Origin of the sequence: Ralstonia edaphi (assembly GCF_958350185.1) — a bacterium.
GTDB lineage: Bacteria > Pseudomonadota > Gammaproteobacteria > Burkholderiales > Burkholderiaceae > Ralstonia > Ralstonia edaphi.
Map to the genome: position 1 here is coordinate 955,115 of NZ_CATWHI010000001.1, position 14,623 is coordinate 969,737.

Genomic DNA, 14,623 nt, shown 5'->3' on the forward strand with positions numbered 1-14,623 from the left:
AACCCGCCCCAGAGGCGGGTTTTTTGTGGCTGGCCGCCCACATAACCAGGAGCACGTGAAGCCCATGACAGAGATCCGCCCCGCGCAGTTTCCTGACGACATGGCCGCCGTGCAGGCCATCTTCCGCGAATACGTTGCCAGCCCCAGCGTCAGCCTGGATTTCCAGGACTACGAAGCCGAGTTTGCCGACCTGCCCGGCAAATACGCCGCGCCGCGCGGGCAATTGCTGCTGGCCTGGAAGGCCGATGCCGTGGTCGGCTGCGCCGCGTTCCGGCAGGTGGATGCAACCACGTGCGAGATGAAGCGCGTCTACGTCCGCCACGCCGCACGCGGCGAACAGCTCGGCCGCCGCCTCGTCGAGCATCTGCTGCAAGACGCGCGGGCCGCCGGCTATGCCCGCATGTGCCTGGACGTGCTGCCCGAGTTCAAGGCCGCGCAGCAGCTGTACCTGTCGCTGGGCTTCACGCCGGCACCGCCGGTGGCGTTCAACCCGGTGCCGGGCACGCTGTTCCTGGGCCGTGCGCTGTAGGGCGCGGTTGCTAGAATTTCGCCCGCCCTTCCCGAAGACGACCGATACAACGCGATGACGGTATCCCTCAGCCTGGACCCGCAGTTCTTCACCCTCCTCGCCGACAGCCACCAACGGCTGGTTGGCGCACCGCTGGTCAACAACACCATCACGCCCGCAGATGCGGCCCGGTGGCTCTACGAAGACGCGCCCTTCTGCGTGCTGGCACACAACACCGACGCCGACCCGCGCTTCATCTATGCAAACCGCGCCGCGCAGCGCTGCTTTGAATACGATTGGGACGGCATCACAGCGTTGCGCTCGCGTTTTTCGGCCGAGCAGCCGAACCGCGAAGAACGCGCGCAATTGCTCGAAGCGGTCCGCACGCGCGGGTTCGCCACGGGGTATCGCGGCGTGCGCATCTCGCGCTCCGGCAGGCGGTTCTGGATCGAGGGCGGCACGGTGTGGAACCTCATCGACAGCGCTGGCGTGTACCACGGGCAAGCCGCCACCTTCCACCAATGGCATGACGTGTGATTTGCGGGGCCAAAGCGCACGCACACGAACAGATCGGCTTAGCATTCAGCACGCAACACAACAACAACGTACGTTTCAAAGGGGTAGGAGTTGTCGAAAAAGATCATCGCTCTTGTCTTGGCCTGCGCTTGCGGCATGGACCAGGCGGCCTTCGGACAAATCTCGATGGAAGCGCCCCTGACAGACGCGCCGGCAACCGAAGCGCTGCAGGCCGAAGTCCTCCAACCGGGCGCACCTCAAGCCGAAGCGCCCTCACCAGAAGCCCCGCAAGCGCAAGCGCCCTCCCCGGAGCCGATGCCAAAGGCTGAGCCCGTCGTGAAGGCCGAACAAAGCTATTGGGAAGCCGAAGGGCTGAGCGCGCGGATGCGCAAGGCGCGCGCGATCACGCTGTATCTGCTGGACCCCGCCATGGCATCGCTCAAGGCCGTGGACGAAGCGCAACTGAAAGACAGCGGCTGCGAATACAGCACAGAAGACGCCGCGCTCATCGCCAACTTTGTTGATTCCATTGAGCGCAGCAGCGCGCGCAGCAACTCGTTCGTGCTGCAGTTCGAACCTCGCGAAGCCGTCTACCTGGCGCTGGGCGGCGGCAGCGAAATGAAGCTGCTGTTCGAGAAGCCCTACCAGAACCAATCGGAAGTGCTCGGGCAGATCAACGGTCAGCCGGTCACGGTCAGCAAGAGCCTGGTGGAAGGCTTGTACCGATGGGCCGCCAAGGTTGGCCACGTCCGCCGGTGCGAGAGCTTTGTGGGCAGGTATCGCTAGGCCGCCCACGCACCCTCATGCGTGCGCCCACGGCCGCAGGTGGGCATCCAGCACAAACTGCTGACACACGCCCGGCGCCAGCGGGCGGCTGAAGAAATACCCCTGAAACCGGTCACAGCCCAGGGCCGACAGGCGCTGGAGCTGCTGCTCGGTTTCCACCCCCTCCACCACCGTCGACAGGTTCAGCGTGCGGCTCAGGCTGGCAATGCTGCGCACGATGTGCTCGTTGATGCTGCCCGCGCTCACGTCGGCCAGAGAGCGGTCGATCTTCACCGTATCCAGCGGCAGTTCGCGCAGGTAGTGCAGCGACGTATGGCCCATCCCGAAATCATCGAGTGCGACTTTCACGCCGGCCTCGCGCAGCTGCTTCAGGTTGCCGATGGTGTTGATGTCCGGCAGCAGCATCGTCGATTCGGTGATCTCCAGTTCGAGCTGCGTGGGCGACAACCCTTCGCGCTGCAGGATGTCGAGCACGTTCCGGCACAACGCGCAATCCAGCAACTGCCGCGGCGACAGGTTCACGGCGATCACGAAATCCTCGGGCAAGACACCGCGCCAGGCCGCACGCTGCCGGCATGCGAGCGACAGGATGCGTAGACCCAACTGATCGATCAGGCCAATGTCATCGGCCAGCGCCACGACAATCGGCGGGGCCACGCGGCCCAGCACCGGATGCTGCCAGCGCAGCAGCGCCTCGGCGCCGAACACGCGGCCGGTGCTGCAATCCACCTGCGGCTGAAACTCCAGAAAGATCTGCCCTTCCTTCTTGATGGCGTCTTCCAGGTCGCTGGCCAGCGCCACCGCCATGCGGCCTTCGTCGCCGGGCAGGTCCAGACAGCGCCGGCCCTTCAGGCTCACCTCAGGCGAGTCTGCAATCTGCAGCAAAGACGCAAGCACCTCCTGACTGCGCCGTGCGGACAGAACATCCGCCATGCGGACAAACGGCAGGTAAATGGCCGCCCCCACCACCAGGCCGATGAGCTGCACCACCGCGCCCCACACCGAGCCCGTGGCTGCATAGCCGCTGAACAGCGCCGGAGTCGTCCATGCCACGGGGTAGCTGGTCTTGGGCAGCAGGTCGGCAATGGTGGCCGCATAGGCGATCAGGATCTGCACCAGCGGCGTAAGCAGGAACGGAATCGCATAGACCGGGTTGAGCACCACCGGCAGCCCGAACAGCAGCGGCTCGTTGACGTTGAACAGCGCCGGCAGCATGGCAACCACCGCCATCTTGCGCTTGCGCTGCGTGCGCCTGAAGACGAGCAGCGCGAGGATCAGGCTGAGCGTGCCGCCCGAGCCGCCCATGCGCGCAAATACCGCGAAGAAGTGATAGGTAAAGATGAACTGCGGCTGGCCGCCACTGGCCACTGCCCCCGCATTGGCCTGCGTGGCCGGCTCCAATACGTGCTGGTGAACGGCATACAGCGCATTCGGCCCATGAATGCCGAATAGCCAGAGCACCTGCGCCGCGGTTTCGTAACCGAGACCAAACAGCAGGCTGTTGGCCACTTCCGAATACGGCGCCGCCAGCAGCGCGCCGAATGCCGCCATGAGCTGCGGCCAGCCCGCCCACGCCATGCCGGCTTTGAGCAGCGCAAACGTCAGGATCGTCAGCATGCCGGCCGGCATGACCGACAGCACGTCGCCCACCAGAAGATCGTTGCTCAAGTGGTGAGATGGAATGCGCAAACCGCGGATGCTGCATAACTTCAGAAACAGGCTGCCGCCCAGCGATGCAACCATCAAGGCGCCAAACATCCCCTGCCCCAGCGAGAGCGACGCCATCGAAGAGGCATCCGCTTCCGGCGCGATGAGCGTAAAGAAGCACGACACCACCACCACCGCCGCCACGGTCGGGTTGACCACCCGATGCCCCGCGCGCTGGTTGTGCTGCTGCGCCAACACATCGGCAAACCCGAACAACGCAACCAGCGAGCCGATGCCGATCGTGCCGGCCAGCACGCTGTCGCAAAAGGCATCCAGCCCCGGGCCGAAGGCCTGCAGCAGCAGGTGGCGCATGCCAGCGGTGGGCGGATTGCGCAACAGCAGCGCCACCGCGGCCACCATGATGAGCGGCAACGAGAGCGCCAGCCCGCGCCGGATGGCAATGAAATACGGCCCACGGTCGAAGCGCTCGGCAGCGCTCAACAACCTCAGCCAGGGCGATAGCGCCTGCGTCGTCATAGGGCTCGATCTTGTTCAAGGTGGATCGGAAACTCCCGGGCAGCCCGAAGCGTTACCGATGGGGCTACGCATCGTAATCGACACGACGCGGCGCGCGCTGAAGCGCAACCCCTGGTGCAATACGCAAAAAAAGCTCACCGGCCCATGGCAAGGTTTGTGCGATACCTAGGGGAAACCCGAAGTCTTGGGGTGTCCATCGCCTCCGGCGCGCACCACAACAAGGCATCGGCACCAACGTGGCGCCCATCCCATGTACGTCGCGCCCCAGAATCTGCAACGATCTTGCTTATGTCGATTTCCCTTCGTGCGCCCCGCACCGTGAAACTGCCTGCACCCTTTCTGTCCCTGCTCCGCCTCGTGCGCGACCCGCACCGGCGCTATCGGCATGCGCGGTACATCCATGCCACGCGCGTCGGCCTGGGCGTGCTGCTCTCCATTGCTGTCACGTCGGGCTTTGGATGGCCGCATGGCGAGTGGGCGACCATCTCGCTGCTCATCGTCATTGCCGGCCTGCAGCACCACGGCAACATCCGCAAGCGCGCGGCAGAGCGCGCGTGGGGCACGCTCATCGGCGCCGTGGCGGGCCTGCTGATCATCGTTCAGCAGACGTGGCTCGGGCACTTGCCGCTCACCTACGCGCTCACGGCCATCGCGTGCGGCATCTGCGCGTATCACGCCATCGGCAAGGGCGGCTATATCGCGCTGCTGGCGGCCATCACGCTCGTCATCGTGGTCGGCCATGGCGACAACAACCTGCTCGACGGCGCCTGGCGCACGCTCAACGTGCTGGTGGGGATTGCGATTGCGCTGCTGTTCTCGTTTGCGCTACCGCTGTATGCCACCTATTCGTGGCGCTACCGGCTGGCCGATGCGCTGCGCGAATGCGCGCGGGCGTATGCCAACCTCGGCCAGGCCGGTGAAGCCTCAGGCGAGCGCAGCAAGCACCTCGGCAAGCTGAATACGCTGCTGGTGCAGTTGCGCTCGCTCATGCCGTCGGTGTCCAAAGAGATTGACGTGCCGCTGGAGCGCCTGGAGAACATCCAGCGCAGCCTGCGCATCTGCATCAGCACGCTCGAACTGCTCAATGCGACGCACGGGACGTTGGGTGCGCCGGGTGCTGGCACGTTGCCCGGCGTGGGTGCACGGCGCATCCGCGACACGCTGATCGGCATGTCTCGCGCGTTGCGGTTTGGCACCGTGGCGCGCTTGGCCCGAGCGCGCGCAGCCGACCCTGCCGAGGTGAGCCCCGCGGCCGGCGCGCCCACGGTGGAAAGCGCGCTGGCGGAGGGCTTTGCCAACGAGATCGAGAACCTCCGGCGGCAACTGCTGGCGATTGCGCCGCAGTGGAATATCGGCTGAAGCAAGGGCGCCCGGCCAGGCGCGCCCCCTGCGACTTGCCTCGGCTGTGTTCTCCACCAGCGTCGGGCAATGTCGCATCACCTCACTTGGCCAGCGCCGCCACCTCCGCCGCACTCAACGCGCCCGCTTGAACGCGGAAGCCCTGGATGCGGCCGTTGAACGATGGATGCGCCCAATTGCGGCCCAGGAAGGTGACCTGGTCGCCAACCTGGCGGGGCGACAGCAGCATGTCGTCGGTCTTCCCCACCTCGGTGCCGTCAACGTACAGGCGGCAGGTGTTGCCCTGCAGCGTGACGGCCACATGGACCCACCGACGAATCGGCATGGCCCACGGCGCCGCTACAACCTGCGCGTCGTTGCCTCCTGCGCCGAAGATCCCGAAACGCAACACGCCACTACTGCCCGACTGTGGGGCGATGAACATGGAGCTGAATCCATCCTGCCCCGAGAAAAACATGCAGGTGTCCCAGTGCAGTCCATTCGCGTAGGCCCAGAAAGCCACGCTGAAGTCGTCGAGGTCACTGAATACCCCTGACGGCAATTGCAGGCCGGCCTTCTGGCCGTCAAACGCGATGGCCTTGTCGCCGACACGCCCGTCGCCCCAGGTGGCGCCGTCCAGCAGCGTGCCCTGCACCAAGGTCGTGGTGCCGGCGGGGGTGAGCAGTGCGCCGACCGTGCCGGTGCCGTTCGGATCGTTCAGCGGCAGCGACAGGCGGACCTCGCCAGGAACGGCGATGCGGGCCACGTTGGAGCCGGCGCCCGAGGCACCGGCGCCCTGGGCGGTGATCTGGTAGAACCAGACGCCGTTGGGCGGGATATCGGTATAGGTGAGCAGCTCGCTGGCCGAAACGGTGCCCAGCAGGTTGAAGGGGCCGCTGGCCTGGCTTGCGCGCTTGACCGCATACGAGGTCGCCCCGACGCTGCCCCACCACGACAGCACGACGCGGTTGCCGCGCAGGTTGGCCGTGAGGCCGGACGGCGGCTTCATAGGGCCTGCATAGTCCGCGCGACGATGGATCAGCGTCGGCCACATGACGTCATCGCTGCTGCCGCCGTACTTGGGCTCGACCAACTTCACGATGCGCGAGACGTTGGGCGCCGCCAGCCCCATGCGGTTGACGTAGTGGTTGTAGATCGGCTCCCAGGCGTTGCGGCCATGCTGGAACGACTGGTTCACCTGCGTCCACAGAGACGTGTGCGGCTGCGACGGATCCTGTTCGCGCGCATAGGGCATGGGATAGGTCTTGCCGTTCTCGTCCAGGAGGTTGGAGCGTGCAACGTATTCAGCGGCGGCGAGGAAGCGGTTGTTGTGCATCCCGTAGAGATCGTCACCCTGGTTCCACGCCATCTCCAGCAGGTCGCCGCCCAGCGACATGCCCAGCGTCGAGTGCCCCTGGTCCCGGCCGCTCTCCTCCCACTGCCCGAAATGGCCCGGGTGCATGAAGTACACGCCATGCACGATGGAGCCGTTGCCGAACATCTTCAGCGTGCCGCGGTTGTTGCCGGCGTAGTAGTCAACGGCCAAGCGATAGAGGTCGGGCCGGTCGCAGAACACGCCGATCGACAGCGCACCGCACAGCGATGCCATGTCCCAGTTGGCGTGAGACCCCAGCGCCGCGTTGTTGAGACGGTTTTGCGAGATGCCGGCGAAGACGTTGAGCAGCATGTCCTGAAAGCGCTTCAGGCTCGCCGGCGCCCAGCCGGAGTAGGTACGCAGGATCTCGCCAATCTGCGCCAGCTGGTGGCCCTGTATGCCGGCCAGGATGATGAAGGTGTGGTCGTCATGGGCGGTCGAGCCGGGCGGCACCGTGCCAACCTCCTTCAGCGTGTTCGCCCACGCGTCCAGGAACTCCACGGCCTTGTCGGCATAGCGGTTGTCCTGCGGGTCGGACAGCTTCCAGCGCAGGACCAGGGTCCAGGCGTGCCAGATGTCGCCGTACAAAGCGTACTTGGTACTGTCGGCCCGATAGACCGCCGGCTGCGGATTCGGCTTGGCGGTCAAGGAGGCGTTGGGCTCGGCGCACAGCTTGTTCCACCAGCCCGTCCACGGCTCCCGGCCTGCCTTGATGAGCGCGCGGATGCGGGCGGCGTCGTCTTCGGTGACCAGCAGCCCCGGGTGGCGGAAGACACCACTCTCTGAAGCCGGCACAGCCTCAGGCGCTGGCGTCGCAGGTGCCGGAGCGGTCGTGGCCTGGCCTCCCCCGGTCTTTTCCTGCGTCGGACCCAGCCCCTGCGCAGAGGCGTCATCGACACCGCCGCCGCACCCCGGCAGCAGCGGCAGCATGGGGAACAGCCCCAGCCCCAACGTCAACGCGCGACGTAGAGGATTGGGTAACTCGTTAACGTTTGCGTACTCCACCGACTTTTTGGACATCTTGATTGACCCGACTGTTTTTTGTAGTGGCGCAACCGTAGGTCAGCGTGCGAAGGCGCGTCAACGCAATCGCCAAAACGATGAGGATTTTTGAGTGTTCAGACGCCATCCTTTACGCGTTTAGCGGGCCGGCATCACACGACGCGCCCTCCACCGCCGGAAGCCATCGAGGCCCACCCATCCAAAGCAGGTGGGCGCAGGCATGCGGCTCAATCCACAAGTTCTGCAATTTTGTCCACTTCAAGTGTCTTGCCGAACTTGTTCTTCAAGCCGTGCCCCCAGGCATGAACATGCGCGCCGGGCGTGAGGTAGGAAGCCAGTTCCGTCGCAGCGTGGGGCGGCATACGCAACGAGGTCCCGTCATCGAGCAACGCGCCGCGCAGCTCACCCTTCGGCCCAAACAGAGAGAGCTTGACCTCCCCCGCAGCCTCCATCGGCCGACGCGCACCGGCGCGTTTGGGCGGCTGATCGCCCTTGGCGGGCGGGCCTTCATCGAGGATGACCTTGCCGCTCTCGGTGGTGAGCGAGATCGCCGCGATCATGTCGGCGCCTCTGGGCTTCACCCCGCGTATGCGGATCTTGTCGCCCAGCGCAACATACCGGGCAAGGTGCCGCGACAGATGGGGCGGCACATGAACCTGCCGAAGTGTGCGACCACCCAGTACAAAACCATCGACATCGCCTTCAGGGTTGAGAAGGAAATTGCGTACCGTGCCACGGACTTCCGGAAGACTCTCAGGATCGATCCAATGCATTGCGTGTCCTCGCTGTGGGATGGGTTGGACAAAGGAAATAGGCGCGCTACCGGCATGGCATCTGGCCAACCGCGCCCTTCTGCGGCGGCGCAACGATCATGCCCATGCGCTATCACGCACGGATGTCGGCGTCCCGTTCACCGCCGCCGGCGCAAGCGCACCGATTTCTCAATAAATCTCAGCAACGCATGCCGGTCTGGGGCCATGTGGGTAGACTCGGCCGCAGCCATAGTTCACGCGCCTACGTGACGAAAGTGGTCGGGAGCCCCGGGGATTGACCACCTCGGGGCTTTTTTATTTTGAGGGGTGCCCATATCCGCCCTCTTCCAGCCGATGTGTCGGTGCCGGCACGCCGTCGTTGCGCAAAGGCTGCAGCTGTCTGACAAGTCCATGCCCACAACACCATCTGTGCTCGATACCCCCTGGGCCAAGCGCCTTGGCCTGAAGCAACTCAGCGCGCTCGCCCTTGCGCTACCGCTGGTCTGTCTGCAGCTTGCAAGTGCCGAGCCTTTGCACAATCGCGCGGCGCCCTGCCGGATCGGCAATGACGCACCCATCGACACGGATCACGGTGCCCGACCGAGCTGGCGCCCCGTGCAGGTGGGCCAATTCGGCGTCAGCGCAGATGCCAGCGCCTACACCGTCGACACCGGCGCCGGGCTGGTCTTCAAGATCCGGACGCGAGGCGCCAACGGTGGTGACCGTGGCAAGGGCGACATCGTCTCGATGCTCTGGCATGGCGTGCAGTATCAGGACCCGCGCAAAGGCAGCCAGGTGAACTCCGGTTTTTCCGGCCTGTATGACCGAGATGAGCGCGTCAATGTGGAAGCCGCACGCGTGGGCAATGACGCCATCAAGATCACCGTCAGCGCGGGGGCATTGACCCACGTCTACATGGCGCGCCGTGGGCAGCCCAACATCTACATGGCGACGTATTTCACCGCTGAGCCCAAGCCCAACCTCGTGCGCTTTGTCGTTCGGGTGCCGCACGCGCGCCTGCCCGATGGGCCGCCATGCGCAGACATCACCACCGCCGTGCGCGGCGTGGAAGCCCATGACGTCTTTGGGCTGGCCGACGGTCAAACCCGCTCCAAGCATTACTCCAACATGCGCCTGAAAGACTGGCAGTACTTTGGCGCGACGGGCCCCGGCGTGGGCATGTGGATGGTGCGCGACAACAACGAGGGCGGGTCAGGCGGGCCGTTCTACCGCAGCCTGCTCGACCAGGGGGCTGAAGACCAGGAGCTGACCTACATCGTCAACTACGGTGAGAACCAGACCGAGCCCTACCGCATGGGCGTTCTCAACAGCTACGTTCTGGCCTTTACCGACGGCGAGCCACCCACGGAAGTCGACACCCGCTGGTTCAAAGACATGGGCCTGCCCGGCTACGTGCCCGAGAGCGATCGTGGCGCACTGGAAGCCCGCTTCACCGGGTTGACTGAAGATGCGCCGTACACGCTGGCGCTCAGCAACGCGCATGCGCAGTATTGGGGCGATGTCTCTGCGAAAGACGGCCACGTCCACGTCCACGTGCGCGGCATGCTGCCAGGCCAGTATCAGGCGACGCTGTACCGCAACGAGCTGGAGGTGAAACGCTTCAACGTGGATGTGCAGCCCGGCCGCACGACGCCATGTGCATGCGGCGGTGTCGATCATGACCCGCAGCGCGATGCCGTGCTGTGGCGCATCGGCACCTGGGACGGCACCCCGCGCGAGTTCCGCAACGGCGACAAGGTCACGGTCATGCATCCGTCCGACGTGCGGATGCAGCCGTGGACCGGCCCCGAATACATCGTCGGCCGCTCCACCCCCGCCAACGATTTCCCCGCCTACCAGTGGAAAGCCATCAACGGCACGCTGGTTGTGCACTTTCACCTCAGCCAGCGCGAGATTGCCGATCACCGGTTGCGCATCGGCATCACCACGGCCTTCGCCCACGCCCGCCCCAGCATCACCGTCAACCAGTGGAGCGCGCCCGCGCCGCAACCCGCAGTTGAGCCGGCCACGCGCAGCCTCACGGCCGGCTCCTATCGCGGCAACAACGCCACCTTTGCGTTCGACATTCCGGCGTCGGCTTTTGTGGCGGGCGTGAATGAACTGAAGATCAACGTCGTCAGCGGCAATGCCGGAGACGGTTTCCTCAGCCCCGGTTACGCGTTCGACGCCATCGATCTGCTGAAGTAACAGCGCAGACGGGGGCCGCCACCAACCGCAGCGGCCCTCGCTGCAAGCGCGTCTTACACGACGCTGTCTTCTTCGGCCTCGTCTTCGGGCTGCTTGGGCTGCACTGGCGGCTGCATGGACGGCTGTGAAGCCGAGGCCTCCACCGTCGCGCTGTCCTCGCCCACCTCCTGCGAATCATCCTGCCCAGCCGGCGACTGCGAGGGATCTTCCAGGCGCGCCTTCAGGCCGGCCAGATAGTTCTCGGCGTGGTCCTGCGCTTCTGACACACCCAGATTGATGCCCGCGTTGATGGCCTTCTCGGCAACGATCTTGGTGATGCCTTCCTTCATTGCCAGCCGGACTTCCGGGCCGCCGATGTTGCCGATGGCCGCAGCCGCCAGATTCAGGCCCGCCTCTTCCAGCGCCTTCTTCACGTTGCCGCCGCTGACCATTGCATGCAGGATGTTGCAGCCTTGGGACTCGGCTTCCAGCGCCGTGGATGCTGCATCCGCAAGTTCGCCAATACCGGGAATGAAGCTCAGCGCGCCCACCGCCATGGATGCCCAGTCCAGCAACTTGCCCTCCACCTTGAGCGCGGCATCGATGGCGTGCATCAGGAAACCGCCGTTGTGCTTGGGCGACTTGATCTCGGGCTGGTCGGCCGTGCCCATCAACATGCAGGCCACGGCCATCTTGTCTGCGTCGGTCTTGGGCGTGTGGGTCTGCGGCTTCTGCACGGTCTGGTTGGCCTGCGACAGGTTGCCGTAGAACTTCTGGAAATCGCGGCCGGCGATATTGCCCGAATCCACCGTATGGCCACCGCCGAAATCGAAGAACCCGTGGTGCGTCTTGTAACCCGTGATGGCGTTGTTCATCAGGCTGAACAGCACCGGGTCTTGCAGCAGATGCGTCGCTGCCTGGCGGACGCTCGGGTCGAGCTGCTTGTTGTTGGCCATGCTCGACAGCTTGTCTCGCGTGAGATCGCCGTCGCCAAAGAAGGCTGCCTGGTTGCCGTTCATCGTCTTGAGCGTGTTCAGTTCGGCCTGCGTCAGGCTCATGGCTGACGACGCAGCTTGCAGGAAGTCCGCCTTCTTGACCTCGCCCCCGCCGGTCAGCTTGTTCCAGGCGTCCTTGTGGTCGAGGAAGTATTGCGCCGCTGCAATGACCTGCGGCGGCGTCTTGCCGGTCTTGGCGTCGCCATCAACGATCTGCTTGAACTCGTCTTCGCCCAGGTTCTTCGTGAGGTTGTCGGAATACTTGTAAAGCTCGCGCAGCGCATCGCTTTCCGACATGACGGAAGGCTGGCCATTCGCATTGCCATCCGACGGGATGTAGTTCTGCTCGAAGCTCTTGGCCTGTTGCTCGTTGAACGCGCTCACCTGTGCGTGTTCCGCCGTGAAGGCATCCAGATCCTTGGCCTTGATCTTGCCGCCGCAACGGCCGTCACCTTGCGATCCGATGGCGGTGAACAGGCGTTCGTCTTGCGCCAGGCCCTGCAGTGCTGCCTTCAGGTCAGGCGGCGTCGAAGGGTCGTTGATCTTGTCCTGCAGGCCATCCCAGCTGAGCGGGCATTGGTCTTTGTGCCGATCCAGGACCGACACGATCTGCACTTCCGTCTGGCTGAGCGTGCCGCCATTCCACGTCACGGTGGATTGCGACGGCCCGGCCTGCTGTGAAGACGCTGCATTGGCCTGCTGGGGCGCCGCGTTGGGCTGCGTCGCCGCATGCCGGTTACCGCTGTTCTGCGTGACGTCGTCGTCATCGCCATCGTCGTCATCGTTGTTTCCGGAAGCGAGCGACGCGGCCAGCTTGGCGCTGATGCCCTGGTAAAGGCTCAGCTGCGTCTGGTCGGATGGGCCTTGCTGGCCTGGCAAGCCGGCCATGCCGGCGGCAGACGCTAGCGTATCGACGGCTGCATCAGCCATATCGCCGCGGCTTGCATGCCTGGCTTCGCGATTTGCTGCGTTGGATGAAGACATATGAACGGACATACCTGCTCCACTTGTGTCGTTGCGACCTGTGGCAAAGCCGGTATTTCGCGATCGGGTACGGATCACGCATGCCGTCATGCCTCGTATGGATCGCGTTTCCCTTCAACAGCCCACCGGCTCAACACAACAACGCTGGTCGAGTGGGCACGAATTGGCGCCCCGCATTGCAATGCGGATGCCTGGAAAGCCAGCGTAAGCGTGGGAAAGGTCAGCAGCGGCAGCCCGGCCGAAAACATGGCGCGGCATGCGAAGTGGTTGGAATTCGAAACTGCAGCGGGTGCGGCCGGACGAGCGATGGAATCGTCGTCGAATGGCTGGGTTCAAAGCGCTGACGTGCGTCACTATCCGCGTGCCTTCGGCTCAAGCGTCATGCGTTCGGGCGCGCGCGCACGGCGTTGCTGTGCAGCCCTATTCTGAAGCGGCAGCGACGTTGCTCGCATTGCCTCTCACGCCAATTTCTTGCGGTGCGGTCAAACCCACAACGCCTCAGCCAGCATGAACGTCAATAACGCCACTTCGTCCCGAAGTACGACGGTGCCGACCAGCAGTGCGCCCAGCACCTCTGGCGCGCCTACTACCGGTTCACCGGATCGTGTGCGTAGAGCGCCTGCCGATGCCCCCGATATGCCTCCGCCGCGCAGGCAACGGCTCAATACGGCACAAGGCTCTGGCAGGCCGGCATTTCGGCACGTGCAACTCGGCAGCGTTGCGGCACAGCCCCCCATGAAGCGGGCACGTCCGCTTCGGCCCCGCCCGACGTGCCCCTGCTCGACAATCGTCCGACACTGGAAAGAATGGGCATTGAGCACCCGTTGCTCGGCCACTCTTGGTACGGCAATCCCGCGGACAAAGCCCGAGCGGCCGGCAAGCGGCCCGTGGTCGACGCACACGACAGAGCACAGCCAAGTCGGACCGCAAGCGGCCCTCAACTGACGTCAGCGCAACAGGCGGTCATCGAACAGGCTCGAGCGCGGGTCCGACAGTCCCTGCAAGGGCCGCTGACTAAGCTGCAGCTGGCGCTGGACAGAAATCTCGATCTGGAGGTCGCCAAGTTCCCGATCAAGAAGGTGGACTGGGCCCTGGCGCCGCTGCTGATGGCGGCAGAGAATGCGCGCAATCCGGGGCTCAACCTGGTGGCCCTGCACATGGAAACCGCCGAGACCGCGTCCGATGACGACGACAAAGACGAGCTTCCGCCGCTCGCGAATTCGCACAATTTCGGCGCCTTTATTGAATCCGCGCCACCCGGGCGATACAGGGCCATCGTCAACGACGGCGCGCATACCAGAGCGGCCGACATCCGAAAGGACACGCAAGGCACCACCGTGATCGTGGTTGATCCCTTGCGCAAGGAAAAGGACGAAGCCGAGTACGACCAGTACGCGGACAACATCAGCGCTGAAGCCGGTGAGCACGCAAAATGCGCGTTTATCCCCGTGGACTTGCAGAAATCCGCCTTTGGCTGCCGGATCTTCTCGATGTCGCTGGCCCTGAAGATGCACGCGCGAGAAGGCGATTTTTCAGCGCTGCATGACGCGTTACGAGACGGCACAGACCCGGTACCGTTGGTGTCGCGCGCTAAGACCACAGAAGAGCTGGGTGCGTTGCTCGTGTTGGACGGGGCACCGCTGATCGACGCCCGCATGATGAAGCACAGCGACGCCGCCAGTTCGGTCCGACGCTACGTTGCAAGCCATCCGGATCAGGCGACCACGGAGGTGAACAAGCGCAAGGAGACACTACAGGACAGAACGAACCGGCACCTCAAAGAACGCATCATCTTGGCTCGCGTGGACGCGAATGGGACCGTGCCCTCGTCGCCGACAAAGAAAGCACGGCTGAGCACGTCGATCGAGCACAAGCGCATCTCGATGATCCTGCGCACGATGGCTTATCTGGATACGGCACCGCCTCAAGCCGTGGCACACATGGCGCAGCTGGTGTCGCGCGCCAGCCAGGAACTGTCTAAGCAATAGGGCCGGGC

10 protein-coding genes are annotated in these 14,623 nt (G+C 64.6%); 6 read left to right on the forward strand and 4 right to left on the reverse strand.

Going from position 1 to position 14,623, the window contains the following annotated elements; genetic code table 11:
- Window positions 1-64 precede the first annotated feature (64 nt).
- The 3 genes from R2669_RS04380 (at window position 65) to R2669_RS04390 (ending at window position 1,810) form a co-directional block, all read left to right on the forward strand.
- A complete protein-coding gene (locus R2669_RS04380; RefSeq protein WP_316898819.1) occupies window positions 65-529 on the forward strand; it encodes a GNAT family N-acetyltransferase in 465 nt (154 codons plus the stop codon).
- A gap of 54 nt (window positions 530-583) precedes the next feature.
- Window positions 584-1,045, forward strand: a complete 462-nt coding sequence (locus tag R2669_RS04385; RefSeq protein WP_147217547.1) for an MEKHLA domain-containing protein — start codon at window positions 584-586, stop codon at window positions 1,043-1,045.
- Between the two features lie 165 nt (window positions 1,046-1,210).
- Complete coding sequence (locus R2669_RS04390; RefSeq protein ID WP_316898822.1) at window positions 1,211-1,810, forward strand: hypothetical protein; 600 nt, start codon at window positions 1,211-1,213, stop codon at window positions 1,808-1,810.
- Between the two features lie 15 nt (window positions 1,811-1,825).
- On the opposite strand, the gene R2669_RS04395 is transcribed toward R2669_RS04390, so the two are convergent.
- Window positions 1,826-3,994, reverse strand: coding sequence for a PTS sugar transporter subunit IIC/EAL domain-containing protein (locus R2669_RS04395; protein ID WP_316898824.1), 2,169 nt, complete (start codon window positions 3,992-3,994; stop codon window positions 1,826-1,828).
- Between the two features lie 288 nt (window positions 3,995-4,282).
- Between R2669_RS04395 and R2669_RS04400 the strand changes: the two genes are divergently transcribed.
- The gene (locus R2669_RS04400; protein WP_316898825.1) at window positions 4,283-5,353 is read left to right on the forward strand and encodes an FUSC family protein; all 1,071 of its coding nucleotides are present in this window, start codon (window positions 4,283-4,285) and stop codon (window positions 5,351-5,353) included.
- A gap of 82 nt (window positions 5,354-5,435) precedes the next feature.
- Here R2669_RS04400 and R2669_RS04405 read toward each other — a convergent pair whose 3' ends face one another.
- Window positions 5,436-7,727 (reverse strand): LamG-like jellyroll fold domain-containing protein, encoded by a 2,292-nt coding sequence (locus R2669_RS04405; protein WP_316898827.1) that lies wholly within the window; start codon window positions 7,725-7,727, stop codon window positions 5,436-5,438.
- A gap of 209 nt (window positions 7,728-7,936) precedes the next feature.
- On the reverse strand, window positions 7,937-8,482 hold the full coding sequence (locus R2669_RS04410) for a hypothetical protein (RefSeq protein ID WP_316898829.1): 546 nt from the start codon (window positions 8,480-8,482) through the stop codon (window positions 7,937-7,939).
- Window positions 8,483-8,872: 390 nt separating this feature from the next.
- On the opposite strand from R2669_RS04410, the gene R2669_RS04415 reads away from it, so the two are divergent.
- The gene (locus R2669_RS04415; RefSeq protein ID WP_316898831.1) at window positions 8,873-10,669 is read left to right on the forward strand and encodes a rhamnogalacturonan lyase B N-terminal domain-containing protein; all 1,797 of its coding nucleotides are present in this window, start codon (window positions 8,873-8,875) and stop codon (window positions 10,667-10,669) included.
- Between the two features lie 53 nt (window positions 10,670-10,722).
- On the opposite strand, the gene R2669_RS04420 is transcribed toward R2669_RS04415, so the two are convergent.
- Entirely contained in the window at window positions 10,723-12,573 is a 1,851-nt protein-coding gene (locus R2669_RS04420; RefSeq protein ID WP_316898833.1) for an HrpF/NolX family T3SS translocon protein, read from the reverse strand.
- Window positions 12,574-13,397: 824 nt separating this feature from the next.
- Here R2669_RS04420 and R2669_RS04425 point away from each other — a divergent pair.
- Complete coding sequence (locus R2669_RS04425) at window positions 13,398-14,615, forward strand: YopJ family acetyltransferase (protein ID WP_261797217.1); 1,218 nt, start codon at window positions 13,398-13,400, stop codon at window positions 14,613-14,615.
- Window positions 14,616-14,623: the final 8 nt, after the last annotated feature.